The 24527-nt window shown below is 72.3% G+C and carries 24 protein-coding genes; 8 read left to right on the top strand and 16 right to left on the bottom strand.

The window, feature by feature from the left end; genetic code table 11:
• Nucleotides 1-36 precede the first annotated feature (36 nt).
• The 4 genes from ACIRVH_RS18765 to ACIRVH_RS18750 all read right to left on the bottom strand — a co-directional run bounded on the left by ACIRVH_RS18765 (nucleotide 37) and on the right by ACIRVH_RS18750 (nucleotide 2570).
• The gene (locus ACIRVH_RS18765) at nucleotides 37-885 is read right to left on the bottom strand and encodes an AraC family transcriptional regulator (RefSeq protein ID WP_403954312.1); all 849 of its coding nucleotides are present in this window, start codon (nucleotides 883-885) and stop codon (nucleotides 37-39) included.
• 26 nt (nucleotides 886-911) lie between these two features.
• Nucleotides 912-1421 (bottom strand): TetR/AcrR family transcriptional regulator, encoded by a 510-nt coding sequence (locus tag ACIRVH_RS18760; protein ID WP_403954924.1) that lies wholly within the window; start codon nucleotides 1419-1421, stop codon nucleotides 912-914.
• A 4-nt stretch (nucleotides 1422-1425) separates the two neighbouring features.
• A complete protein-coding gene (locus tag ACIRVH_RS18755) occupies nucleotides 1426-1836 on the bottom strand; it encodes a DUF4260 family protein (protein WP_403954309.1) in 411 nt (136 codons plus the stop codon).
• Between the two features lie 113 nt (nucleotides 1837-1949).
• Nucleotides 1950-2570, bottom strand: a complete 621-nt coding sequence (locus tag ACIRVH_RS18750) for a TetR/AcrR family transcriptional regulator (protein ID WP_403954306.1) — start codon at nucleotides 2568-2570, stop codon at nucleotides 1950-1952.
• 66 nt (nucleotides 2571-2636) lie between these two features.
• Here ACIRVH_RS18750 and ACIRVH_RS18745 point away from each other — a divergent pair, with 66 nt between their 5' ends.
• The 3 genes from ACIRVH_RS18745 to ACIRVH_RS18735 are packed head-to-tail and all read left to right on the top strand — an operon-like array spanning nucleotide 2637 to nucleotide 5680.
• Entirely contained in the window at nucleotides 2637-4295 is a 1659-nt protein-coding gene (locus ACIRVH_RS18745; RefSeq protein ID WP_403954922.1) for an FAD-dependent monooxygenase, read from the top strand.
• A gap of 33 nt (nucleotides 4296-4328) precedes the next feature.
• Nucleotides 4329-5075 carry a MerR family transcriptional regulator gene (locus ACIRVH_RS18740; protein ID WP_403954304.1) on the top strand — a complete coding sequence of 249 codons (747 nt, stop codon included), beginning with the start codon at nucleotides 4329-4331 and terminating at the stop codon, nucleotides 5073-5075.
• Nucleotides 5072-5680, top strand: coding sequence for a hypothetical protein (locus tag ACIRVH_RS18735; protein WP_403954301.1), 609 nt, complete (start codon nucleotides 5072-5074; stop codon nucleotides 5678-5680). Before ACIRVH_RS18740 ends, ACIRVH_RS18735 begins: the two co-directional genes overlap by 4 nt.
• On the opposite strand, the gene ACIRVH_RS18730 is transcribed toward ACIRVH_RS18735, so the two are convergent.
• A complete protein-coding gene (locus tag ACIRVH_RS18730; protein ID WP_403954299.1) occupies nucleotides 5667-7100 on the bottom strand; it encodes an RNB domain-containing ribonuclease in 1434 nt (477 codons plus the stop codon). The genes ACIRVH_RS18735 and ACIRVH_RS18730 overlap by 14 nt on opposite strands.
• Nucleotides 7101-7176: 76 nt before the next feature.
• On the opposite strand from ACIRVH_RS18730, the gene yaaA reads away from it, so the two are divergent.
• Complete coding sequence (yaaA, locus tag ACIRVH_RS18725; protein ID WP_403954297.1) at nucleotides 7177-7968, top strand: peroxide stress protein YaaA; 792 nt, start codon at nucleotides 7177-7179, stop codon at nucleotides 7966-7968.
• Between the two features lie 75 nt (nucleotides 7969-8043).
• The gene (locus ACIRVH_RS18720) at nucleotides 8044-8691 is read left to right on the top strand and encodes a bifunctional 4-hydroxy-2-oxoglutarate aldolase/2-dehydro-3-deoxy-phosphogluconate aldolase (RefSeq protein WP_403954294.1); all 648 of its coding nucleotides are present in this window, start codon (nucleotides 8044-8046) and stop codon (nucleotides 8689-8691) included.
• Here ACIRVH_RS18720 and ACIRVH_RS18715 read toward each other — a convergent pair.
• From ACIRVH_RS18715 to ACIRVH_RS18705, 3 genes are read right to left on the bottom strand one after another with little or no spacing between them, the layout of a single operon-like run.
• The gene (locus ACIRVH_RS18715; RefSeq protein ID WP_403954292.1) at nucleotides 8663-9940 is read right to left on the bottom strand and encodes a bifunctional RNase H/acid phosphatase; all 1278 of its coding nucleotides are present in this window, start codon (nucleotides 9938-9940) and stop codon (nucleotides 8663-8665) included. The two genes, ACIRVH_RS18720 and ACIRVH_RS18715, sit on opposite strands and share 29 nt — an antisense overlap.
• 12 nt (nucleotides 9941-9952) lie before the next feature.
• Nucleotides 9953-10696, bottom strand: coding sequence for a zinc ribbon domain-containing protein (locus ACIRVH_RS18710; RefSeq protein ID WP_403954920.1), 744 nt, complete (start codon nucleotides 10694-10696; stop codon nucleotides 9953-9955).
• Between the two features lie 14 nt (nucleotides 10697-10710).
• The gene (locus ACIRVH_RS18705; RefSeq protein WP_403954289.1) at nucleotides 10711-11550 is read right to left on the bottom strand and encodes a Nif3-like dinuclear metal center hexameric protein; all 840 of its coding nucleotides are present in this window, start codon (nucleotides 11548-11550) and stop codon (nucleotides 10711-10713) included.
• A gap of 188 nt (nucleotides 11551-11738) precedes the next feature.
• Here ACIRVH_RS18705 and ACIRVH_RS18700 point away from each other — a divergent pair, with 188 nt between their 5' ends.
• Nucleotides 11739-12917, top strand: a complete 1179-nt coding sequence (locus ACIRVH_RS18700) for a hypothetical protein (protein WP_403954287.1) — start codon at nucleotides 11739-11741, stop codon at nucleotides 12915-12917.
• A 350-nt stretch (nucleotides 12918-13267) separates the two neighbouring features.
• Here ACIRVH_RS18700 and ACIRVH_RS18695 read toward each other — a convergent pair whose 3' ends face one another.
• The 3 genes from ACIRVH_RS18695 to ACIRVH_RS18685 are packed head-to-tail and all read right to left on the bottom strand — an operon-like array spanning nucleotide 13268 to nucleotide 16234.
• Nucleotides 13268-14209 carry a 3-oxoacyl-ACP reductase gene (locus ACIRVH_RS18695; protein WP_403954284.1) on the bottom strand — a complete coding sequence of 314 codons (942 nt, stop codon included), beginning with the start codon at nucleotides 14207-14209 and terminating at the stop codon, nucleotides 13268-13270.
• A 12-nt stretch (nucleotides 14210-14221) separates the two neighbouring features.
• Nucleotides 14222-15298, bottom strand: coding sequence for a Zn-dependent alcohol dehydrogenase (locus ACIRVH_RS18690; protein ID WP_403954282.1), 1077 nt, complete (start codon nucleotides 15296-15298; stop codon nucleotides 14222-14224).
• A gap of 24 nt (nucleotides 15299-15322) precedes the next feature.
• Nucleotides 15323-16234: a MaoC/PaaZ C-terminal domain-containing protein gene (locus ACIRVH_RS18685; RefSeq protein ID WP_403954279.1), complete on the bottom strand. Its 912-nt coding sequence runs from the start codon at nucleotides 16232-16234 to the stop codon at nucleotides 15323-15325.
• Between the two features lie 312 nt (nucleotides 16235-16546).
• Here ACIRVH_RS18685 and ACIRVH_RS18680 point away from each other — a divergent pair, with 312 nt between their 5' ends.
• Nucleotides 16547-17824, top strand: coding sequence for a sensor histidine kinase (locus tag ACIRVH_RS18680; protein ID WP_403954277.1), 1278 nt, complete (start codon nucleotides 16547-16549; stop codon nucleotides 17822-17824).
• Here the strand turns inward: ACIRVH_RS18680 and ACIRVH_RS18675 are convergent.
• Nucleotides 17802-19370, bottom strand: coding sequence for an alpha-L-arabinofuranosidase B (locus ACIRVH_RS18675; RefSeq protein ID WP_403954274.1), 1569 nt, complete (start codon nucleotides 19368-19370; stop codon nucleotides 17802-17804). The genes ACIRVH_RS18680 and ACIRVH_RS18675 overlap by 23 nt on opposite strands.
• A 229-nt stretch (nucleotides 19371-19599) precedes the next feature.
• Between ACIRVH_RS18675 and ACIRVH_RS18670 the strand changes: the two genes are divergently transcribed.
• Entirely contained in the window at nucleotides 19600-20211 is a 612-nt protein-coding gene (locus ACIRVH_RS18670; RefSeq protein ID WP_403954272.1) for a response regulator, read from the top strand.
• A 13-nt stretch (nucleotides 20212-20224) separates the two neighbouring features.
• Here the strand turns inward: ACIRVH_RS18670 and ACIRVH_RS18665 are convergent, their stop codons facing one another.
• The 4 genes from ACIRVH_RS18665 to ACIRVH_RS18650 form a co-directional block, all read right to left on the bottom strand.
• Nucleotides 20225-21019, bottom strand: coding sequence for a hypothetical protein (locus tag ACIRVH_RS18665; protein ID WP_403954269.1), 795 nt, complete (start codon nucleotides 21017-21019; stop codon nucleotides 20225-20227).
• Nucleotides 21020-21048: 29 nt separating this feature from the next.
• Nucleotides 21049-21588 (bottom strand): SigE family RNA polymerase sigma factor, encoded by a 540-nt coding sequence (locus tag ACIRVH_RS18660; protein WP_403954266.1) that lies wholly within the window; start codon nucleotides 21586-21588, stop codon nucleotides 21049-21051.
• 51 nt (nucleotides 21589-21639) lie between these two features.
• The gene (locus ACIRVH_RS18655) at nucleotides 21640-23088 is read right to left on the bottom strand and encodes an MFS transporter (RefSeq protein ID WP_403954263.1); all 1449 of its coding nucleotides are present in this window, start codon (nucleotides 23086-23088) and stop codon (nucleotides 21640-21642) included.
• 75 nt (nucleotides 23089-23163) lie between these two features.
• Nucleotides 23164-24375: a lipid-transfer protein gene (locus ACIRVH_RS18650; protein ID WP_403954261.1), complete on the bottom strand. Its 1212-nt coding sequence runs from the start codon at nucleotides 24373-24375 to the stop codon at nucleotides 23164-23166.
• Nucleotides 24376-24527 lie beyond the last annotated feature (152 nt).

Raw genomic sequence — 24527 nt, 5'->3', positions numbered from 1 at the left:
CTCCCATCAGGGAGAACAGGAACCAGCCACGTGCAGTCATGGGGTCGAGTTTCGGCTGCCCCCTGCCCAGGTGTCTTGAACGCTGTTGCGGTACGCCGCCGGGGTCACCCCCAGTACGCGGCGGAACCAGCGGGTGAGGTGCGCCTGGTCCGCGAAGCCCACCAGGCCCGCCACCTCGGCAGGACGCAGTCCTGCCTCCAGCAGGGTGCGTGCCCGCGTCACCCGGTACTGGGCCAGCCAGGCGTACGGCGGTACCCCCATCGTCGTACGGAAGGCACGGAGGAGCTGGTAGCGGGAGAGGCCGAGGTCTGCCGCGAGGAGGGAGAGGGAGGGTGGGGCCGTCAGTTCGTCTGCCAGGCGGTCGCGGACCGTCAGGGCAAGGGTGGTGGCGCCTGGGATGTGGTGCGCGATCGGCCTTGCCGTGGAGTGGCGGTGGGACAGCGCCGTCAGGAGCCAGGGGAGGCGGGATTCGACTTCCAAGGGGTCGGGGCACGTGCTGAGTTCCGTGTGGGTCACGCGCAGGGCCTTGGCCAGTTCGGGGTCCTCCAGGAGTGGTTCGCGGAAGTGCGGGAGGGTGCCGAGGGTGCCGTCCGCCAGCAGGGACGGCTCCGCGTACAGGGCTCGGTAGGCGTAGCCGTCGGTGGGGGTGCCGGGGCCGCCGGTGTGCATCTCGCCCGGTTCGAGGACGACGATCGTGCCGGGGCCGGTGCGGATGTGGCCGCCGCGGTAGTCGATCACCTCGGAGCCGCCCACGCAGACGCCGATCGTGTACTCGTCGTGGGCGTGCGGGGCGTAGGTGTGCCGGTGGAAGTTCGCGGTCAGGAGGTCGAGCGGGGGGCCGCAACGGCCCAGTCGCGCTCTCGTCCACAGCGCCTGTTCCGCCATCGCCCACTCCCCTGCCGTACTCCCTGCTAAGGGTGCAACGCCTTCAGGCCCCGCTTCCATGCCGCGTCCAGGTCGGCGTCGGCCGGAAACCGGCCGTGGATCTCCAGGATCACCATCCCGTGGGCGAAGGCCCAGACCGCGCGGGCCAGGTCCAGGTCGCCGGCGCAGGCCCGCAGCAGGGGCAGGGCGGCCCGGTCTTCCAGGCCTTCGGGGAGTTCGGGGCGCGGGAGGGGCTGTTCCATGGCCAGGCAGTACAGGTGCGGGTGGGCGAGGGCGTAGGCGCGGTAGGCCCCGGCCAGTGCTTCCAGGGAGCCGGGCGTGTGCGCCTCCGCGGCCTCCAGGGTCTCGGCCGATTCCGTCAGCATCTGCGCCGTCAGCTCGACCTCTACGGCGTGCTTGTCGGGGAAATGCTTGTAGAGGGAGGGGGCCTTGATGCCGAGGCGGTCGGCCAGGGCGCGCATGGTGAGGGCGGCGGCCCCGGACTCCTCCAGGAGGGCCCGCGCCGCCGTCGCGATCTCTCGTGCCCTCGGCGTCAGACGCTCAGCCACGCTGGAAGCCCTCCTTCGTCCGCAGTCCGTATCCGAAGGCGCGATCGTACGAGATGTGGGCCAGCCAGCCGCACAGGGCCGCGAAGGCGGGGGCCCAGGTGAAGGGGCCGAACGCGTACGCCGCCAGCAGCGCCAGCGGGACCGGGGCTCGGTGCATCGCGTTGTAGTACGGCACCGCGCGCGGCGCCAGTTGGCCCTTCGCCATGTGAGGCGCCTCGTCCAGTGCGACCAGGAAGGTGAGGTCCGGCAGAACGAGGAGGACGAGCGCGAGGGCGCCGGCGAGCCAGCCGTGGTTGACGGCTTCCAGGACCGCGAAGGCGGACCAGAACAGGGCTCCCGCGAGCCAGGCCGTGCGGCGCAGGACGGTGAGGGGCGAGGTGGCGCTCGTGGTCGTGGCGGACATGGCTGCCTCCGGGGTCGTACGGCGTCGGGCCGGGCTGGCTAACACCGTTAGTCATGACGGTATGGCTAACGCCGTTAGCCGTCAAGGGGTGGCAGTCCGGGGCCCGGGGGCGACTAAGGGGTCATCCGCTCCAGCACGGCGAACGCGGCCTCCAGTCGGGCGCGGTGATCCTCCGCGACCTCCTCCACCGGATCCCCCGCCATCAGCCGGCGCGCCGAGGTGACATACACCGTGCGGTACGCGGCGACCGTCAGGGCGGCCAGCAGGTGCGGGTCGGCCACTTCCGTTTCGGCCAGGGCGGCGGCCAGGGCGGACTCGACCTCCTCGACCCCCTCGCGGGCGCGGGCGCGCAGGGCCGGTGAGTCGATGACGACCCGCCAGAAATGCACGAACCTCTCCGCCATGGCACTCAACGGGTGCCGCTCGTCGAGGAGTTGGAGTGCGAGGCGGTGCAGGGCGGCCAGCGGGGGTTCGCCGGGGGTGCGCTCGCGTACGGCCGTGGCGAACAGTTCGACCGCCTCGGGGATGCGGTCGAGGAACAGGTCCTCCTTGCGCGGGAAGTAGTTGAAGACGGTCATGGTGGAGACGCCCGCCTCGTGGGCCACCTCGGCGACCGTCACCGCGTCGAAGCCGCACTGCCCGAAGAGCAGCGTGGCGATGTCCGAGATCCGCTGCCGCGTCTCCCGCTTCTTGCGTTCCCTCAGCGAAGGCTCTGGATCCCGACCCTTGTTCATGGACAAAATTATAGCCGCTCGAAATTTTTAGTGACTACAGTAAAGCCTGTGACGGCGAACGAGAACATGACGACGACGGATTACGACGTGGTGGTGGCGGGCGCCGGGCCCGTGGGGCTCTTCCTCGGCTGTGAGCTGGGGCTCGGCGGGGCCCGGGTGCTGGTCGTGGAGCGGCTGACCGAGGTCGACGAGACGATCAAGGCGGGCGCGGTCAACATCCCGAGCGCGGTGGCGTTCTACCGGCGGGGCCTGCTGCCGGAGATGGCGGCGGTGTGGGAGGCGGCACTGGAACGGATGCGTGCCGTCCGGAAGGACGGCGGCGAAAGCGACCGGCCTCGCATGCCCCCGAAGTTCGCCGGGCACTTCGCCGGGATCATGATGGACCCCGATCTGTTCGACGGCTCCGACCCGCTGTGGGCGGAGGTCGGCCCGGCCGCCGAGGCCGGACTCGGCGTGCCGCAGGCCGAGTTGGAGCGGATCCTGGCCCGGCGGGCCGCGCAGCTCGGCGTCGAGGTGCGCCGGGGCGTGGAGCTGACCGGCTTCACGGCGGACGGGGACGGGGACGGGGACGGGGACGGGGACGGGGACGGGGACGGGGACGGGGACGGGGACGGGGACGGGGACGGGGACGGGGACGGGGACGGGGTGACCGTACACATCCGTGATCTTGAGAGTGGCCCCGAGGAGATCCGGGCCGGCTGGCTCGTGGGATGCGACGGCGGCCGTAGCACCGTGCGCAAGCTCGCCGGGTTCGACTTCCCGGGTACGGATCCGGAGATCACCGGCTACCAGGCGGTGGTGGAGCTGGCCGGCACCGAGCGGCTGGGCGCGGGCTGGAACACGACCGACGTGGGGACGTACGTCCACGGGCCCTTCCCGGGCCGCGTCCTGAGTGTGGAGTTCGACGGGCCTCCGGCCGACCGGTCGGCGCCCGTCACCGCCGAGGAGCTGCAGGCCAGTCTGCGCCGGGTGTCGGGCGTGCCGGAGGTAACCATCACGAAGGTGGTCACGGCGACCCGGTTCACCGACAACGCCCGCCAGGTCACCGACTACCGCAGGGGCCGGGTGCTGCTCGCGGGCGACGCGGCGCATGTGCACTCCCCCTTCGGCGGGCAGGGGCTCAACCTCGGCATCGGGGACGCGATGAACCTCGGCTGGAAGCTCGCCGCCATGGTGCGCGGCCGGGCGCCCGAAGCGCTGCTGGACACCTACACCGCGGAGCGGCACCCGCTCGGCGCCTGGGTGCTCGACTGGACCCGCGCCCAGATCGCGCTGATGCGCCCCGACCGGCACGCCCGGGCCCTGCGCAAGGTGGTGACCGACATGGTCCTGACCACCACCGGCACCACCTACGTGGTCACACAGATCTCCGGGGTCTGGCAGCGGTACGACCTGCCCGGCGACCACCCGCTGACCGGCCGCAGCGCCCCCGACCTGGAGCTCGCCGACGGCACCCGGCTCGGCGAGCATCTGCACACCGGCCGGGCCCTGCTGCTCGACCTCGCGGACGACCCCGAGCTGCGCGCCCGCGCCGAGGGATACGGCGACCGGCTGGACGTCCTGACCGTCGCCTGCCCAGACCGGCCGGACCTGGCCGCGCTCTTCGTCCGGCCGGACGGGTTCGTGGCGTGGGCGGCGGACGGCCGGGAGGACCGCAAGGCCCTGCCCGAGGTCCTGGAGCACTGGCTCGGCGCACCCGCCGACACCGCCCGGCCCGCCGCTTGACCCTGCCGCGGCGTCAACGTCTGTACTGGTGCCATGCGGATCGGAGAACTCGCCACCGCCGTCGGCGTCACGACGCGCGCGGTGCGGCACTACCACCACCTGGGCCTGCTGCCCGAACCCGAGCGGTTGTCGAACGGGTACCGGCACTACACCCTCCGGCACGCCGTCGTCCTCGCCCGGATCCGGCGGCTGACGGAGCTGGGGATGGGCCTGACCGAGGTACGGGACGTGCTCGCCGACGATGCCGGCAAGGACCTGGTCGAGGTGCTCACCGAGCTGGACGAGGACCTGGCCCGGCAGGAGGCGGAGATCCGGGAGCGCCGACAGCGGCTGCGGGCGCTTCTGGAGGCCGGGGAACTGCCCGCCGAGGGGCCGTTCTCGCCCGAGCTGACCGGGCTGCTCGCCGGCCTGCCGGGCAGCGACTCCCCCATGGCCGCCAAGGACCGCGAGATCCTCGCGCTGATCGACACCGGCGCCGCGCCCGAGGAGCGGGAGCGGCTGCTGTCCGCCCTGCGCGGAGCTCTGGACGGCCCGGACGCCCTGGCGCGGGCGCAGGAGACGTACGCGTTGCTCGACGCGCTCGCGGACGCCGCGCCGGACGACCCGCGCGTGGAGCAGGCCGCGCGGACGCTGGCCGGTCTGCTCCCCGCGGAACTGATGTCCGCGACCGACCTCGGCCCGGACAACGCCTTCCTGCGCGCCCTGTACGCCGACTTCGCGCCCGCGCAGGCCGAGGTGATCCGCCGGGTCCTGCGGATCCTCGCCGGGGAACGGCCATGAGGAGCCGGGGAACGGCCGTGAGCAAGCGGGGTGCGGCCATCAGGACCGTCCACGGCCTGGCCCGGCACGAGGTGCGGCTCCTCGTCAGCCTCGCCCTCTGGCTGACCCGGCGCACCCACGGCACGGCCGGCGGGCGGGCGTTCGGGTACGCGCGCGGGCAGGGCACGACCCTGTTCGGGCTGGGCTTCGTGTGTGTGGTCGAGTCGCTCACCATGTCCGTGCTGCTGCGCAACTGGCCCACCGCGCACCGGATCGTGCTCCTGCTGGACCTCTACACCCTGCTGTTCGTCGTCGGTCTGCACGCAGCCTGCGTGGTCCGCCCGCACGTGGTCACCCCGGACGCCCTGCGGGTGCGGTACGGCGCCCACGTCGACCTGCGAATACCGCTGGCGGCGATCGGGGCCGTACGACGGGAGACACGCACCACCCACGAGCGCACGGCGGGCGAACTCGACCTCCCCGTCGCGTCCCGGACGACGCTCACCCTCGAACTCACCGCCCCGCTCACCCGGACGACCCTTCTCGGCCGCCGCCGGACGGCGAGTGTGATCCGTCTGCACGCCGAGGACCCGGACGGTCTCGTACGGGCCCTCACGCGGGTGTGAACAGGATCTTCGCGGTGCCCGGATCCGCTCGGGCGAGGCGGACCCGCAGGCGTTCGCCGAGCGGCAGGTGTTCGCCCTCGATCCGGCCGCTCACGGCCGGGGACTCCAACTGCACGGTGCCGACGGTCGGTTCGCGATCGGAGAGGTCCACCACACAGCCGTCGAAGACGTCTCCGACCCGGCCCTTGAGGAGGGCGGCCTCGACGATGTCGACGCACTCCCGCTCGACCGTGCCCGCGCGGCGGGTGCCGTCGGCCATCCGCCGGGGCAGCGCGTCGAGCGCGGCGAGGACCCAGTCGGGCGAGGTGTGGCCGGCGGCGGCCGCCAGGCAGAGTTCGGCGGCGTAGCGGTCGGCGAGGCGGCGCAGCGGGGCGGTGCAGTGGGCGTAGGGGGCGGCGACGGCGGCGTGCGTGGTGATCGCGGGCAGGTTCCCGTCCCGGAAGACGGCGTAGCCCGCGCCGCGGAGCAGGGTCGTGCACTCCTGGAGGAAGGCCGCGTGGCGCGGGTCGTGCGGGTCGAGGGTGCGGATCAGCGCCGCGTACGACAAGTGGTGCGGCCAGTCGATGTGCAGGGCGACCGCGGTACGGCGCAGCCGGGCCACCGCGCCGTCGGGAGCGGCCGGGAGGGTGCGCAGGATGCCGGTGCCGGTGGCCACCATCAGGTCGGCCGCGGCCATGCCGGTGAGCAGGGAGAGCTGGGCGTTCCAGCCGTCGGCGGGCAGCGGGGCGCGGAAGGACAGCTCGTAGGTGTGGTCCCGTTCGGTGATCTCCTGCTCGGGGACGCCCAGCGAGATGCCGCCGCGCTCCACCTCCAGGCGCTCCCGGGCCTGCCCGATCTCCTTCAGCAGCGCGACCGGCTCCTCGGCCGTGCCGCTGTCGATCTGCCGCTGCACGCCCGCGTAGTCGAGCTGCGCCCGGCTGCGCACCAGGGCCCGGCGTACGTCGACGGCGACGGTACGGCCCTCCGCGTCCAGGTCGAGCGTCCACAGCACGGCGGGCCGGGTCCGGTCGGGCAGCAGGCTCCCGGCGCCCTCGCTGAGCACGGTGGGGTGGAGCGGGACCTTCTGGTCGGGGAAGTAGAGGGTGTTCACCCGCTGGTGCGCCTCCGCGTCCAGTGGTCCACCGGGTACGACGAAGGCGGCGACGTCGGCGATGGCGTACCGGACCCGGTAGCCGGTGCCCCGCCGGGAGAGGTGCGTCGCCTGGTCGAGGTCGGTGGAGCCGGGCGGGTCGACGGTGAAGAAGGGGAGGTCCGTGGCGTCGTACGACGGCAGGGTGGGCGCCTGCGCCGACCGCTCCGCCTCCGCCTGAACCTCGGCCGGGAAGGCGTCCGGTACGCCGAGTTCGGCGCGGAGCGCGGCGAGGGCGGCCCGGAGGGGGGCCTTGGGGGCGCCGGTCACGCGGATCTTGCGGCGGGGCATGTGTCGAGCGTAGGTCGAAGGGGCTGGGGCAGCACCCCGTACCCTGACGCAGAACCGGAGAGAAGGAGTACCACCCGTGCTTGTCCTGCTGCCGCCCTCGGAAGGCAAGGCGTCCTCGGGCCGTGGCGCCCCGCTGAAGCTGGAGTCGCTGTCCCTGCCGGGGCTGAGCGATGCGCGGGAGGCAGTGCTCGGGGAGCTGGTCGAGCTGTGCGCGGGGGACCCCGAGCAGAACGAGAAGGCGCGCGAGGTGCTCGGGCTGAGCGAGGGGCTGCGCGGCGAGGTGGCGAAGAACGCCGGACTGCGTACGGCCGGGGCGCGGCCCGCCGGGGAGATCTACACGGGTGTGCTGTACGACGCCCTCGAGCTGGCCTCCCTCGACGCGGCCACGAAGAAGCGGGCCGCACGGTCTCTGCTCGTGTTCTCGGGGCTGTGGGGCGCGGTGCGCGTCAACGACCGCATCCCCTCCTACCGGTGCTCGATGGGTGTGAGGCTGCCGGGGCTCGGGGCGCTGGGCGCCCACTGGCGGACGCCGATGGCGTCGGTGCTGCCCGAGGCCGCCGGGGACGGGCTGGTCCTGGACCTGCGGTCCGCCGCGTACGCGGCCGCGTGGAAGCCGAAGGGTGAGGTGGCCGGGCGTACGGCGACCGTACGGGTGCTGCACGCGCCGACCCGGAAGGTCGTCAGCCACTTCAACAAGGCGACGAAGGGGCGGATCGTACGGAGCCTGCTGTCGGCCGGGGCTGCGCCGAAGGGTCCGGCCGAGCTGGTGGAGGCGCTGCGGGACCTCGGGTACGTCGTGGAGGCCCAGGCGCCGGTGAAGGCGGGGCAGGCGTGGTCGCTGGACGTGCTGGTGGAGGAGATCCACTGAGCCTTCCCTGAGGGCACCTGCTCGGCGTTGCAACATGCGCAATGACCTTTGCGCACCCTGCAGGGCGTCGGCAGGATGAGCGGCATGCCCTCGTCAGTGCTGGACCTCGCGCCCGTCGTGCCCGTCCTCGTCATCGAGGACGCCGCCGACGCCGTACCGCTCGCCCGTGCGCTGGTGGCCGGCGGGCTGCCCGCGATCGAGGTGACGCTGCGGACGCCGGCCGCGCTGGACGCGATGCGCGCGGTCGCCGGTGAGGTGCCGGACGCGGTGGTCGGGGCGGGCACGGTGATCGCGCCGGAGCAGGTGGGCTCGTGTGTGGCGGCCGGGGCGCGGTTCCTGGTCAGCCCCGGGTGGACGGACGCGCTGCTGACGGCGATGCGGGCGTCCGGGGTGCCGTTCCTGCCGGGGGTGTCGACCACTTCGGAGGTGGTGGCACTGCTGGAGCGCGGGGTGCGGGAGATGAAGTTCTTCCCCGCGCAGGCGGCGGGCGGTACCGCCTATCTGAAGTCCCTGTCCGGCCCGCTGCCGCAGGCGCGCTTCTGCCCGACGGGCGGGATCGGGCCCGCGACCGCGCCGGAGTATCTGTCCCTGCCCAACGTCGGCTGTGTGGGCGGGAGTTGGATGGTCCCGGCGGACGCGGTGGCCGCCGGGGACTGGACCCGGATCGAGAAGCTGGCGCGGGCCGCCGCCGGGCTCAGGGACGCAGGTGGGACGTGTCGTTGAACAGCCGCACGCTCGCGTTGCCGTCCGCGTAGTACGCCACCGCCGACAGGGAAGCCGCGGAGAGTTCCATGCGGAACAGCGACTCGGGCGGGGCGCCCAGGGCGAGGCGCACGAGCATCTTGATCGGGGTGACGTGCGTGACCAGCAGGACCGTGCGGCCCGCGTAGGCCGCGACCAGCTTCTCCCGGGTGGCCTCCATCCGGGTGGCGGTCTCCGCGAAGCTCTCGCCGCCTCCGGTGGGGTGGGCCCCTGGGTCGGCGAGCCAGGTGTTCAGGTCGTCCGGGTGGCGCTCGCGGACCTCGCCGAAGGTGAGGCCCTCCCAGGCGCCGAAGTCGGTCTCCCGCAGGCCCTCTTCGATCGTGACGTCCAGGCCCAGGCGGGCGGCGACGATGCCGGCGGTCTCGCGGGTGCGGGCGAGGGGCGAGGCGAGGATCGTCTGGATCGTGCCTCGCCTGGCGAGTGCCTCTGCTGCCCGGTGGGCCTGCTCGCGGCCTGCGTCCGAGAGGGAGGGGTTGGTGCCGCCGCTGCCGGAGAAGCGCTTCTGGGGGGTGAGGGGGGTTTCGCCGTGGCGGAGGAGGACGAAGGTGGCGGGGGCGCCCATGTCGGGGGCGGCGCTCCAACCCGGGGTTGAGGGGTGCTGCTCGCCGGCCGGTGCCGCCTCGGCCGTACGGCTGCCCGCGGCTACGTCGGCTGCTGCGGCATCGGCTGCGCGGCCCTGCGCCAGTGCCGCCCGCGCCTTCGCCGCGCCCGCTGCCGCGTCCCCGGGGGGCCCGGACGGCTCGGGTACGGCGCGCGGGGTGTCCAGCGCAGCCCTGGACTCGGACGGGGACCACTGGCCCCCCTTGGCTCCCGCGTCCATGGCCTCGTTGGCCAGGCGGTCTGCGTACTTGTTCTGCTCGCGGGGGATCCACTCGTAGGTGACCCGGTCCCGCGGGAAGACCTGGCCCGCCTCCGCCGCGAGGGGCTTCATGGAGGGGTGCTTGATCTTCCAGCGGCCCGACATCTGCTCGATGACGAGTTTGGAGTCCATGCGGACGTGGATCCGGGCGGTGGGGTCGAGGTCGTGCGCGGCGCGCAGGCCGGCCAGCAGGCCCCGGTACTCGGCCACGTTGTTCGTGGCGATGCCGATGTACTCCGCGGTCTCCGCCAGGGCCTCCCCCGTCACCGCGTCGATCACCACGGATCCGTAGCCCGCGGGCCCCGGGTTGCCCCGCGACCCGCCGTCGGCCTCGACGATGAACTCCCGCACCGCCCCGGCCCCTTACAGACCCGACTCGGCCGTACGCACCAGGATGCGGCGGCAGTTCTCGCAGCGGACCACCGTGTCCGGCGCCGCCGAACGGATCTCGTTCAGCTCGGTGATGGCCAGCTCCTGGCGGCAGCCCTGGCAGGTGCGGGCGTACAGCTTGGCCGCACCGATGCCGCCCTGCTGCTCACGCAGCTTGTCGTACAGCTTGAGCAGGTCCGCGGGGACGGAGGCGGCGATGACCTCGCGCTCCTTGGTCACCGAGGCGACCTCGCCGTCGATCTCCTCGAAGGACGAGTCCCGGCGGGCGCTCGCGGCGTCGATCTTCGACTGCACGGACCCGACCCGCTCGGTCAGCTCGGTCACCCGCTCCTGCGCGGCCTCACGGCGCTCCATGACCTCGAGGACGACGTCCTCCAGGTCGCCCTGGCGCTTGGCGAGGGAGGTGATCTCGTGCTGGAGGTTGGACAGGTCCTTCGGCGAGGTGACGGCGCCGGAGTCCAGGCGCTGCTGGTCGCGGGCGGCACGCCGGCGCACCTGGTCCACGTCCTGCTCGGCCTTGGTCTGCTCGCGGGCGCAGTCACTCTCCTCGGTCTGCGCGGCCACCAGCAGGTCGCGGATCTGCGTCAGGTCCTTGTTCAGCGACTCGATCTCGGCGTGCTCGGGCAGCGACCTCCGCTTGTGTGCCAGCTGCTGCAGGCGGACGTCGAGGGCCTGGACGTCGAGGAGTCGGATCTGGTCGGCGGGCGCGGCGTTCAGTTGGGGGCTCCCGATTAACTAGTGGTGACGTTGGACGCCGCGTGGGCGGTCCAGGGGTCGGTGACCGTCTTGGACACGTGGACGCGCAGGTCCCAGCCGTGACGGTCGGAGATCTCGTCGAGCTGGGCTGCGGCCAGCTCGCACCAGGGCCACTCGGTGGCCCAGTGCGCCGCGTCGAGCAGCGCGAGGGGACTTTGGGCCACCGCCTCGGAGACGGGGTGGTGGCGCAGGTCGGCGGTGAGGAAGGCGTCGACGCCGGCCGCGCGGACCTGGTCGAAGAGGCTGTCGCCCGAGCCGCCGCTGACGGCGACCGTGCGGACGACGGCCTCGGGGTCGCCGGCCACCCGGATGCCCTGGGCGGTCGCGGGCAGCCGCTCGGCGGCGCGGGCGGCCAGCTCGCGCACGGTCAGCGGGTGGTCGAGTTCGCAGACGCGGCCCAGGCCCCGGCGGCCCTCGGGGTCGGTCGGGTCGGGCACGAGGGGTCGTACGACACGGAGGTCGAGCGCGCCGGCGAGGGCGTCCGAGACGCCGGGGTCGGCGGTGTCGGCGTTGGTGTGGGCGACGTGCAGCGCGATGTCGTTCTTGATCAGCGTGTGCACGGCCCGGCCCTTGAAGTGCGTGGCCGCGACCGTCGTCGTACCGCGCAGGTAGAGCGGGTGGTGGGTGACGAGCAGGTCGGCGCCGAGCTTCACCGCCTCGTCGACGATGTCCTGCACCGGGTCGACGGCGAACAGGACCCGGGCGACCTCCTGGTCGGGGTCGCCCACGACCGTGCCGACCGCGTCCCAGGACTCGGCCCGCTCGGCGGGCCACAGGTTCTCCAGCGCGGCGATGACTTCAGACAGACGGGGCACGGGGAAAAGGCTACCTGGCTGTTCTGCCGGGCTGTACCGCATCCGCTCCCGCTGGTCCCGCTCAGCACAAACGTCCCGGCCCCCTCAGAGGAATCGCTTCTGCACCACCCGTATGTGTGAAGCCGGGGCCGGGCGATCCCACGTCTGTGCGGCCGAAAACTAACTTCGTCGCCGGAGGTGACCGAACGATGACGGCCTGTGCGATCGAACCCCCCTCCATCGGTGAGGACGACGGTGTGCCGGGGACGCGGTGCGCCATCACGGCGGACGGCGCGTACGCCGCCCGCCTCGCGCTGGACGGCGACTCCTGGTTCCCGGAGCGCTGGACCCTGGACGGCCCGGAGCCGTACGCGGTGCCGCTGCCCGGCAACCAGCCGGAGGAGCCCGGCACCCAGGTGCAGCCGATGGCGGACGGGCGGGTGCTGATCCAGCGGCCGGTGGAGCGCCGGCACACCTTCTCGCTGCTGTACCCGACCGGCCCCGGCACCGGCGAGCTGCCGCTGGGCGCGGTGGAGTGCCCGGAGCCGGGCACCCGGCTCACGCTGCTGCCGCCGGCGCCGGACGGGGTGCGCGCGTACGCCCTCGCGGTCGGTCCTCGGTCGAGCGCGGTGTGGCTGGTGGCGGGCGGCACCTTCGGGCCCGAGCAGCTGGCGGAGGTGCCGGGGCGCTGCTCGGGCGGGGTCTGGCTGGACCGCGGCGGGCGGATGCTCGCGCTGGACCGGGAACTCGGCGGGTGCACCAAGACGGTCGTGGTCGACCTGGAGCGCGGCGGCGAGATCTCACCCCTGCTGCAGATCGCTGAGGGCAGCGACGACCGGTTGCTGCTCGCCGACCCGGACAGCGGGCTGCTGCTGATCTCCTCGGACGCGCCCTCCCCCGGGCAGGAACGATTGGGCTGGGGGGTCATGGGCAGCACGCTGCCGGTGCGCTTCCCGGAGTGCCTGCGACTCCAGGACTGTGCGGTGACGCCGTTCGCGATCCAGCCTGGGCAGGTGCTGATGCCGGAGAGCTGCGCGGTGGCGCTGTGCATCGGGGGGCCGTTCGCCTGCTGGGTCGGCATCTGGCGGCCGGCCGAGCGGCAGGTGTGCCATCTCCCGGCGCCCGAGGGGTGGTTGACGGGGTCCGGGTTATGGACACAGGACGGGGTGCTGCGGCTGCCGTACGCCACGGGGGAGGTCCCGTGCGGCGTGGCGGAGCTGACGGCACCCAGGGGGGACGTGGGCCCGGAGGATCCGGTCCGGAACGGCACGGCTGCCGGGGTGCCCGAGGTGCCCTGGAAGGCGGCGGAACCGGACCCTCCGGGACCGGTGACGGCCCGTCCGGTACCACTCCAACAAGCACCTCTCGGCCGACTTGTAACGAAGTAGCACCGGTCGGCGTGCCCGCCTGGATTCGGCCCGTGGTGTGCCGGTTAAACTCGCCGCGCTGTAAGAGATCTTGTTAACGGGGTGAATTCTTCCGATGAGCGACACCAGCACGACTCAGCCGCTGTCTGCCGACTCTCAGAACGCGGCCGGACACGGCCGGCACCGGGGCCCGATCGCGGCCCAGGACAGTGAGACGGCTCCGCACGGGCGTCACCGTAAACCGGCCCAGGAGACCGCCGAGGCGGCTGCCTGACGGTAGATGAGAAAAAAAAGGGGGTGCCCGTCGACCGGCGGGCACCCCCTTCCTCGTTCTCCCGTTGCGTTCAGCCGCACTTGAGGCCCGAAGGCCCTCAGTCGCGCCTGAGACCCAGCACCTCGGCCGCGGCGAACGTCTCCCGCGGCGGCCGCTCCGCGTAGTGCGGGGTGAGCAGCGCGTCCAGCTCGTCGTAGGTGAACGTCTCCTGCTTGCTGTCGAACTTCGCCTGGACCCGCGGCCGTTCCACCACGGCGACCATGCCGCCGTGGACGACGAGCAGCTGCCCGTTGACCCGGGCGGCGGCGGGTGAGGCCAGGTAGCCGACGAGCGGGGCGACATGCTCGGGCGCGAGCGGGTCGAGGCTGCCCTCGTCCGGCTCCTGGAAGCCCTCGAAGACGTCCGCCGTCATCCGGGTCCGGGCGCGCGGGCAGATCACGTTGGCCGTGACGCCGTACTTGGCGAGGGCGAGGGCGGTGGAGGTGGTCAGGCCGACGATCCCGCCCTTCGCCGCCGCGTAGTTGGGCTGTCCGGCGGAGCCGGCCAGGAACGCCTCCGAGGAGGTGTTCACGATCCGCCCGTACACCTCCGCCCCGGCCGCCTTGGCACGGTCCCGCCAGTGTGCGGCGGCGAAGTGGGTGGTGTTGAAGTGTCCCTTGAGGTGGACGCGGATCACCGAGTCCCACTCGTCCTCGGTCATGGAGAAGATCATGCGGTCGCGCAGGATGCCCGCGTTGTTGACGAGGATGTCCAGCCTGCCGAACTCGGCGACGGCCAGGCCGACGAGTTCCCGGGCCTGCTGGAAGTCGGCGACGTCCCCGGTGTGCGCGACCGCCCGGCCGCCGCTCTCGCGTATCTCGGCGGCGACCTCCGCGGCGGGGCCGGCCGAGGCCTGGCCGGAGCCGTCGCGGCCCGGCTGTCCGTAGTCGTTGACGACGACGGCCGCGCCGAGCCGGGCGAGTTCGAGTGCCTCGGCCCGGCCGAGACCGCGCCCGGCGCCGGTGACGACGGCGGACAGTCCCTCAAGTGGCAGTGGCATTCCGGTCCGTCCTCAGATCTCGATGCACGTACGCAGGGCCGTCCCGGTACGCATCTGGTCCAGGGCCTCGTTGATCTCCGCCAGCGGCACCCGGTGGGTGATCAGGCCGGCCAGGTCGACACGGCCCGCCCGCCACAGGGCGATGGTGCGCTCGTAGGAGCTCAGGACGTCCCCGCCGCCGTACATGGACGGCAGGATCCGCTTCTCGTCGAAGAACAGCTCGAACATGTTGAGCTGCAGGAAGTCGTCCATGGCGCCCGCGCCGACCACGACGAGGGTGCCGCCGCGCCGGGTGTTCTCGTACGCGGTGCGGGCGGTGGCGGACCTGCCGACGACCTCGAAGACGTAGTCGAAGCCCTCGCCGCCGGTGACCTGCTGCTTGGCGTCGGCCAGCTCCTCCGGCGAAACGGCCTTCGTGGCACCGAACTTCAGCGCGGACGCGCGCCGGGAGGCGACCGGGTCCACGGCGACTATCTCGGCGGCGCCCTTGAGTCGCGCCCCCTGAATCGCGGAGATGCCGACGCCGCCGCAGCCGATGACGGCGACGGACGAACCGGCCTCCACGTCGGCGGTGTTGAGGGCGGCGCCGAGTCCGGTCGTCACCCCGCAGCCGATGAGGGCCGCGATGTCGAAGGGCACGTCGTCCGGGATCGGCACCGCGCAGCCCGCGTCCACGACGACCTCCTCGGCGAAGGTACCGGTGCCCGCGAAGCCGAAGACGTCACCGCCGGAGCGCTTGAAGTTGGGGGTGCCCGCGTTCATGAACCCGGCCAGGCACAGCTCGGTCTGGCCGCGTTTGCAGGCGGGACAGGCGCCGCAGGCGGGCAGCCAGCAGATGACGACCCGGTCGCCGGGCTTCAGGTGGGTCACGTTCTCGCCGACTTCGAGGATCTCTCCCGCGCCCTCGTGACCGGGCACGAAGGGGGCCGGCTGGGGCAACACCCCGTTCATCGCGGACAGGTCCGAGTGGCACAGCCCGGTGGCCCGCACCCGGACCCTGACCTTGCCCGGTCCGAACCCCACCGCCTCGATGTCGTCGAGGATCTCCAGCTTTTCCTGGCCGATCTCGTGCAGTACGGCTGCGCGCATGGTGCGGCTCCCCTCGGAGGCTCTTCAGGAGTGCTGAACGATGGTGTCGGCCAGGACGGGCGCGTCCTCCCTCCCCCACTCTCGGCTTCGCTCGAGCGGGGGGACCCCCATGCCTGCGCTCACGACGACCCGGACCTGCCCCTGCTCGCGCCACATCCGGATGCGCAGGGTCTCGCCCGGGTACACGACCCCGGCGAACCGCGTGGTGTACGCGCGCACCCGGGTCACATCGCCGCCGAGCAGCGTGTCCACGACCGCCTTGAGCGTGATGCCGTAGGTGCACAGGCCGTGCAGGATGGGCCGGTCGAACCCGGCGAGCTTGGCGAACTCGGGGTCGGCGTGCAGGGGGTTGTAGTCGCCGGAGAGGCGGTAGAGCAGGGCCTGGTCGGCGCGGACCGGGCGCTCGACGGTCCGGTCGGGCTCGCCGGTGGGCGGCTCCAGTCGGGTGGAGGGGCCGCGGTCGCCACCCCAGCCGCCTTCCCCGCGTACGAAGATCTGGGCGTCGTTGGTCCACAGCGGGCCCTCGGCGTCGGCGACCTCGGTGCGCATGACGAGGACGGCGGCCTTGCCCTTGTCGTACACGGCGGCGATGCGGCCGGTGGCGTCGGCGGTGCCCTCGGCCGGCAGGGGCCGGTGGATCCGCAGGGTCTGGCCGCCGTGCAGGACCCGGGCGAGGTCGACGTCGACGCCGGGCATGGACAGGCCGCTGATCACCCCGGGCGAGCCGGCACCGGCGACGGTGGCGAAGCTCGGCAGCACGTGCAGCCGGGACTCCAGGGTGTAGCGCAGCTCGTCGGGGTCGGTGGCGGGGCTGCCCTTGTCCGGGTTCGCGCCGGCGCCGATGCCGAGGTGGTAGAGCTGGACGTCCTTGGTGGTCCAGGTGATCTCGCCGGTCCGGGGCTCGGCGGCGAGGGCCTTGGCTGCGTCGATGGGCATGGGGCTCCTGACGGGGTCTCAAGACCTCGGTGCGGACGTCCGCACCGTCGGCCGCACCGAGGTCGTCCACGGGCGGATCTAGAACGCGTTCCAGTCCGGCGCCCCCTGTATAGCCCAGCACTCAGCACATGTGAAGACTCCTGACGCCGTGTCAGGTGATCTGGGAGTGACATTTGTACTGCCCGAGTGCGGACATCCGCATCTACCGGGACCGGGTCCGGGTTCCTATCGTCGTAGAGGCAGGGGCCCAGCCCGATGCGATCATCGTGCTACCGCCGCAGGGCGGGAACCATCTGATCGGGGGACGAAGAGATGTCGTGGTGGACGCGGGCGAGACGCCGGATCCGGGCCGTACGGGAGGCACGGGCCCGGTGGCAGGCGGACATGGAGCGGTTCAAAGTGGCGCAGCGGGCCGCCCGGAAGAACGGGGGCGCCACGGACGTCGACCACCCGGGCCCGCCGCCCACCGGCTTCGCGCTGCTGCCCTGGCTGCTGATGGGGATGGGGTCCTTCTCCGACCTGCTGCAGGGCAAGACCCCGAACCCGTGGATCGGCGGCCTGGGGCTGCTCGCCTTCAACTCGCTGTACATCTACGTCACTTTCCGCTCCTTCGACCGGGAGAAGCGCGAGGCCGTCTCCACCCGGGTGGCGCTGGGGCTGATGGGCCTGCTGACCACGGGCCTGGCCATCGGATACGGCGGCAACTGGCTGCTGTTCTTCCCGCTGCTGGGCCTCGCGACCGGCGCCACCCTGCGCGGCCCCTGGCTGGGCCGCACCGGCGTGCTGCTCTCGGTGTACGCGGGAGCCGTCTCCGGCGTCCGGGACGGCTGGGGGGACGCGACGAACATCGGCTACGCGACCTTCCTTTCGAGCATGGTGACCGCCGCGATCCTCGGCCTGTCCGAGGCCGTGCGGGAGCTGCGCGCCGCCCGGGAGGAGCTGGCCCGGCGGGCCGTGGAGAAGGAGCGGCTGCGCTTCTCCCGCGATCTGCACGACCTGCTCGGCCACACCCTGTCGGTGATCGTGGTGAAGTCGGAGGCCGCCCGGCGGCTGGCCCCGCGCGACATGGACGCGGCGCTCACGCAGATCGGTGACATCGAGTCGGTGGGCCGGCAGGCGCTCACCGAGATCCGCGAGGCGGTGACCGGCTACCGCGAGGGCAGCCTGGCCACCGAGCTGACCCGGGCGCGCTCGGCGCTGTCCGCGTCCAGCGTGGAGCCGGTGGTGCGTCAGTCCGGGACGCCGCTGGCCCCGCAGACCGAGGCGCTGCTCAGCTGGGTGGTGCGCGAGGCGGTCACCAACGTGGTCCGGCACAGCGACGCCACCCGCTGCGAGATCACCATCGAGAGCACGACCGAGCAGGCCCGGCTCACCGTCACCGACAACGGCACCGGCGAGGCCGTGACGCGCCCCGCGGAGGGCATCGGCGGTACCGGTCTGACGGGCCTGACCGAGCGCCTCGCGGCGGCGGGCGGCTCCCTCAGGGCCGGCCCGTCGCCGCGCGGCGGCTTCACGGTCACCGCCGAACTCCCGGTGGAGTCGACGGAACTGACCGCCGTGGCTGCGGCTACGGCGCCCAGGGCGAGCTGACCGCCCAGCTGACGTCGTCGCTCCACGAGGTGCTGCTGTCCCAGGCGTTGGAGCCGCCGTTGCTCGCTATGTAGACGGTGAGGTTGTAGTGGCGCAGGTATCTCGTCGGGTAGTTGTACGAGGCGAACGAGGTGCCCGTGCCGCTCTTGCCGGTCTGCGGACAGAAGGTGGCGTCGGCCCGGAACTGGCTGGTGCCGTCCATGGGCTGCCGGTAGAGCCGGTAGTTGTAGTGACGCAGGAAGTCGCCGGGGTAGTTCCGCGACTCGAAGGAGACACAGGCGCTGTCGGCGAGCCCCCGGCGCACGATCCAGGTCGCGTCGTTCTTGTCGAGGGACGAACTGCTCGACGTGACCGGGGAGATGGCGGCCGCGTCGTTCTGGTGGCGGACGTAGTCGGTGGTGCAGCAGGAGGTCGTCGCGCGCAGCGCGATCTCCGAGCCGGCGCCGAGCGTGCCGGTGCTGCCGGTCGGGCCGCCGTAGCCGACGGAGACGATGTTGGACTGGACGGCGTCGTCGGCGGCGTCCGTCGGGATGCCGGAGGTCATCACGCCCTCGAAGAAGGACCCGATGGAGCCGTTGCTGTTGTCGCCGCCGGTGCCGAGGACGATCGCGCCCTCCTGGTGCATCGGCGAATAGCCACTGGTGGTCGGCTCACCGCCGGAATAGGTCGTGGTGAGCCCGCCGGACTGCGCATTGCCGTATTTCAGCGCGAAATGGTTCTGCCCGTTGTTCTTCAGCAGCGCGGTCACGAACGGCAGCGGTCCGGTGCCGGTGTCGGACGTGTTCTTGCTGTACCCGGCGTCGGACTGGAACAGCCCGTTCTCCAGGTCGGCCTGCACCCACGGCCCCTGCCCGTAACAGGGCGAGAACCAGCACTCGGTACCGAAGTTGATGGCGTCCATGTGGCCGTTGCCGGTGTCCAGGTTGTTCGTCTCGGCGTTGCCGTAGTCGAAGCAGCAGCGGCCGTTGACGTGGGTGCCGGAGGTCACCATGTACATCCCCTCGGCCTGCCCGTTCACGGCCACGCCCGAGGTGGAGTTGTCGCGGTAGCCCATGCCGGCGGAGATCTCCAGGCCGTAGACCTGGTGACCGCCGACGGTCACCGGCAGGGCGTCCGCGGGCGCCCCGACGTCGGCCGCGCCGGCCCCGCCCGCACCCTCGACGGTGAGGTGGTTGTGGCGCGAGGACTGGTCGTAGATCTCGGTGATGATGCAGGTCGTGCCGGAGCAGAACGAGTCCTGGGCGGCCGCGTTGGCGTAGCCGCCGGTGGCCAGCAGGCCGATGTTCGCGGTGGCGCCGTCGGAAGCCCGCTTCACCTGGTAGAGCGAGCCGCTGTACGACGAGTACAGCGCCCGGACCAGGCTGTGCGCGGCGACGCAGGGCGTGCCCGCGGCCGCGTAGACGTCACAGGGCAGGGAACTCGCGGCGGCGGCCTGCGGGGCGCCGACGCCGACGACCAGCGCGGCGACGGTCGCGAAGGCCGCGAGTACGGACAGGGCGGCTTTTGTGAGCCGCCGCGGACATGAGCGCAGGAGTGTGGGGAGCACGTGCACCTCTTCGGTTCCTCGTAGGGCGGTGCGGGGGGGGGTGGCCGAGCGAGTTGATCGATATACCGAACGTCGTTCGATCGAAATACCGAACCCATTCGACGTCGAAATGCCGAACAATTACCGGAAATGCAGAGGCGATTGTTTGCGGGTCCCCGTGGACCGTCAACCCCTGCGGACTCGAACCATGACGAGTCTTTAATTTCCCACCCTTGGCTACGCTGGGACCGTGAAGAACATCCGGGTCCTCCTCGCCGAGGACCAGGGCATGATGCGCGGCGCGCTCGCCCTGTTGCTCGGCATGGAGGACGACATCGAGGTGGTCGCCCAGGTCGCGACCGGTGACGCGATCGTGGCGGCCGCGCTGCTGCACCGGCCGGACGTGGCCCTGCTGGACATCGAACTCCCGGGCATCAGCGGCCTGGACGCGGCCGCCGAGCTGCGCGAACAGGCGCCGGACTGCCGGGTGCTGATCCTGACCACCTTCGGCCGGCCCGGCTATCTGCGCCGGGCCATGGAGGCCGGAGCGGCCGGCTTCCTGGTCAAGGACGGGCCGGTGGAGGAGCTGGCCCAGGCGATCCGGCGCGTGCTCACCGGGGAGACCGTGGTCGATCCGGCGCTGGCCGCGGCCGCGCTCAGCGCCGGGCCGAATCCGCTGACCGCCCGGGAGCGCGATGTGCTCAAGGCCTCGGCGGACGGGGCGAAGGTCGCCGACATCGCCGACCGGCTCCATCTGTCCGAGTCCACGGTCCGCAACTACCTGTCGTCCGCCATCGGGAAGACGGGCACGCGGAACCGGGCGGAGGCGGTGCGGGAGGCCCGGCAGCAGGGGTGGCTGTGACCTCCGGGCGGTGCTACTTCGTCACCTCCGCCGACCCGTAGGACGTCCCGGCCGGTGCCGTGCACACGAACCAGTTGGCCCCCTGGAAGCCGTCGATCGAGCGGATCGCGGATCCCATGTCGTCGGCGGAGAAGCCATCGACCCGCTCGGCCACGGCCGTCCTGCCGTCCTGCCAGTGGCAGGTGACCTGCCGGGCGGTCTTGGCGACGATGCCGATCACCAGCCGGCCGGAGCTCTCGCCGCCTTCCCCCAGCCGGGTCGCCGCGGCCGTGAGGTCCGTGCCCGAGTAGCGCTCGAACTTCTCGACCGAGTTGAACATCACCTGCTGCGGCCGGTCATAATCGCCCCAGCCCCGGGTCGCGAAGTACGAGATCTTGCCGATCAGGTCGGCGGGCTTGTGCGCATCCGCCGGCTGGATGCCCAGCCCGGCCATGGCCTCGAACTGCCGGGCCGCCTCGTCCTTGTTGCGCGGTGCTCCCCACACCTGGACGACGACGTGCCACTCCTTGCCCTTGTAGACGCCCCGGGCCAGCTCGGTCCGCTGCGGCTCGTACACATGCCGGGCCTCCGCCGAGGCCGGCGGCTTCGCCACGTGCGCCTGCCGGTCCGCAGGGCCGCCGCCCGGCAGCCCCGTCACCGCGAGGGCTCCCGTCGTCCCGGCCACCACCAGCGCCGTGGCCGACGCCACCGCCCAGCGCCGTGCTCTGCGTCGCCGGCCGCCGCGGATGACCGCCTGCACCGGGGCTGTACCGATCTCGACCTCGTCCGCGGCGTCCGCGAGGAGGAGGGCGATGTCCGTCTGGCTCATGTCGTGGTTCCTGTTCCGGTCCGCGCTCATCACTTCCGCCCTCCCTGCGTCACCATCTCGGCCAGTCCCGGTACGGCGCGGAGTTTCGCGATCCCCTTGGCCGCGTTGCTCTTCACCGTGCCGACCGAGCAGCCCATCGCCTCCGCCGTCTGGGTCTCCGTCAGGTCCTCCCAGTAGCGCAGGACCACCGCCTCGCGCTGCCGTGCGGGCAGTTGGGCGAGCGCCTTGAGCAGGGTGCTGCGGTCGTCGGCCTGCGCGATGCGGTCGCCCGTGTCGGGCACCTCGTGCACCAGGCCCGAGTCGTCCCTCGGCGCGAGGAACTCCTTCAGCCTTCTTCTGTGTTTGCGGGCATGCGCGTTGATCATCACGCGCCGTACGTACGCCTCCGGGTCGTCGGCCGAGCCGACCCTGCGCCAGGCCACATAGACCTGTTCGAGGGTCGACTGGACCAGGTCCTCCGCGGCGTGCTGCTCCCCCGTGAGGAGATATGCCGTACGCATCAGCCGCGGCCAGCGGCCGATCATGAAGCTCTGGAACTCCTCGTTCCGAGCCTGCTTCCCGTCCCCCATGGGCACCTCCTAGATGTCAAAAGGAGTCCATGGGCCGCCCGGACCGTTGCCTCACCGCACGGAACTCGCCGAATTTTTTCTCGGCAGCCACAGCAGCATGAGCACCACCCCGCCCAGCAGCACCCCGGCCCCGGTCCGGAAGGCCAGCGCGTACCCCTCGGTCAGCGCCTCGTCCCCGACGCCGTTCCCGGTGTGCGCCGTACGCGCCGCCGCGATCGTCGACATCACCGCGAGCCCCAGCGAACCGCCCATCGTGCGCGAGGTGTTGACCAGACCGGACACCAGCCCGGCGTCGGCGGCCGACGCCCCCGAGGTGGCGAGCGCGGCCAGTGGCGTCGCCGAGAGCCCGGCGCCCAGCATCATCAGGATCCCCGGGCCCATGACGGAGCTGAGGTAGGCGCCGTGCGCGGTCATCGTCGACTGCCACGCGAACCCGGCGGCCGCGATCAGCGCCCCCACCACGGCCACGGTGCGCGCGCCCAGCGTGGGCAGGAAGCGGGGTGCCAGCTTGGAGCCGAGCACCACCGCGAGGGAGCTGGGCACCAGCGCGAGTCCGGCGACCAGCGGGGAGTAGCCGAGCACGTTCTGCGCGTACAGCGTCATGAAGAACCACATGCAGAACATCGCCGAACCGCTCAGGAACATCGCCGTGTTCGCCGACGCCACCGAGCGCAGCCGGAACAGTCCGAGCGGCATCAGCGGGGCCGGGGTGCGAGCCTCGACGGCGAGGAACAGCCCGACCAGCGCGAGCCCGGCGACCAGCGGCACGAGCGTGGCCGCCGCCGTCCACCCCTCGCTCTCGGTCCGCGAGATGCCGTACGCCAGCGTCGCCAGACCCGCCGTCACCAGCAGCGCGCCCGGCAGGTCGAGGCGCCGTCCGTCCCCCGCCCGGCTCTCCGGCAGCCACCGCAGTGAGCCGGCCAGCACCACCGCGCCGACGGGCACGTTGATCAGCAGCACCCACCGCCAGTCCAGCACGTCCACCAGGGCCCCGCCGACCAGTCCGCCCGCGGCCCCGCCGCCGGCACCCACCGCGGTCCAGGTCGCGATCGCCCGGGCCCGGGCCGGTCCCTCGGGCACCGCGGCCGTCAGCAGCGTCAGGGTCGAGGGTGCCAACACCGCCGCGCCCAGCCCCTGCACGGCGCGCGCCAGCAGCAGCTGCCAGCCGTCCTGGGCCAGCCCGCCGCCCAGCGACGCCAGCGTGAACAGGCCGAGCCCGACGAGGAACATCCGCTTGCGGCCGTAGAGGTCGCCGGCCCGCCCGCCGAGCAGCATGAAGCCGGCGAAGGCGATGGCGTACGCGTTCACCACCCACTGGAGGCCCGACGTGCTCAGCCCGAGGTCGGTGCGCATCGACGGCAGGGCGACGTTCACCACGGACACATCGAGCACGACCAGGAACTGTCCGGCACAGGCGAGCGCCACCACCAGCCAGGTGGGCAGGGCGACGCGGCGGGATATGAGGGGCGAGGTGTCGGCGGCTTCCAGCATGGGTGTCATGCTCTCAACCCGGTTACGGTCCTTGCATCGGCATTTCGGACCACCGGGTCCTGGGTCGTACGACCTACACCTGGCCTATGCCGCCCGCAGCAGTGTGACCACCGCCGCCCCGCCCAGCCCGATGTTGTGGGCGAGGCCCACCCGGGCTCCGGGCACCTGCCGCTCCCCCGCCTCGCCGCGCAGCTGCCAGACCAGTTCGGCCGCCTGGGCGAGGCCGGTCGCGCCCAGCGGGTGCCCCTTGGAGATCAGCCCGCCGGAGGGGTTCACCACCCAACGGCCGCCGTACGTCGTCGCCCCCGACTCCACGAGCTTGCCCGACTCGCCCACCGGACACATGCCGAGCGCCTCGTACGTCAGCAGTTCGTTGACGGAGAAGCAGTCGTGCAGCTCCACGACGTCCACGTCCTCGATGCCGAGCCCGGCCCGCTCGTACGCCTGCCGTGCCGCCTCGCGGGACATGGGCTGTCCGACGACGTCGATGCACGAGCCGGACGCGAACGACGCCTCGGTGTCGGTGGTCATGGCCTGCCCGGCGATCTCGACCAGGCCGGTCAGCGAGCGCTCCTCGGCGAACCGCTCCGACACCACCACGGCCGCCGCCGCGCCGTCCGAGGTCGGCGAGCACTGCAGCTTGGTCAGCGGCCGGTGCACCATGCGCGCGGCGAGGATGTCGTCGACCTCGTACACGTCCCGGAACTGGGCGTAGGGGTTGTGTGCCGAGTGGCGGTGGTTCTTGGCGGCGACCGCGGCGAGCTGGGCCTCGGTGGTGCCGTACTTCTCCATGTGCTCGCGGGCCGCGTCACCGAAGATCTGCGCGGTCGGCGGGGTCATCTCGAAGCCGTGCCGGGCGGCCATGATCCCGTAGTGCCGGGCCACCGGCGAGGTCGAGCTCCAATCATCAGCGGCTCCGCCGCGGGCGCCGGTGTCGGCCCCTCCCCCGAGCGCCCCCTTCTTCATCTTCTCGAAGCCCAGCGCCAGCACGCAGTCGCAGGACCCGCCCTCGACCAGCTGGCGGGCCAGCATCAGCGCGGTGGCGCCGGTCGCGCAGTTGTTGTTGACGTTGTAGACGGGGACCCCGGTCAGGCCGAGTTCGTACGCGGCGCGCTGGCCGGCGGTCGAGGGCTGGAAGCAGTAGCCGACGGGAACCTGTTCCACATCGGCGTACGCGACTCCGGCGTCGGCGAGCGCCGCTCCCCCTGCCTCCCGCACCATGTCCCAGTACTGCCATTCCCGGGTCTCGGGCTTCTCGAAGCGGGTCATTCCGACCCCGGCGACATAGGCCTTCATGGCGCGCCAGACTAGAACGTGTTCCATCAACATGCCAGGGCCTGACGGCGGTTCAGAAACCCATGAGCCGGTCAAGGATTCATTAGAGGCCCGAAGCAACGGAATAGTTGCCTGTGCATACGAGGTTTACCGGGCACTTATGTATCGCGGGA

This window comes from Streptomyces sp. NPDC101165, from assembly GCF_044768135.1.
Classification (GTDB): Bacteria; Actinomycetota; Actinomycetes; order Streptomycetales; family Streptomycetaceae; genus Streptomyces.
The sequence above is the reverse complement of the archived record's forward strand: the minus strand, read 5'-3'. Positions and strand labels throughout refer to the sequence as shown.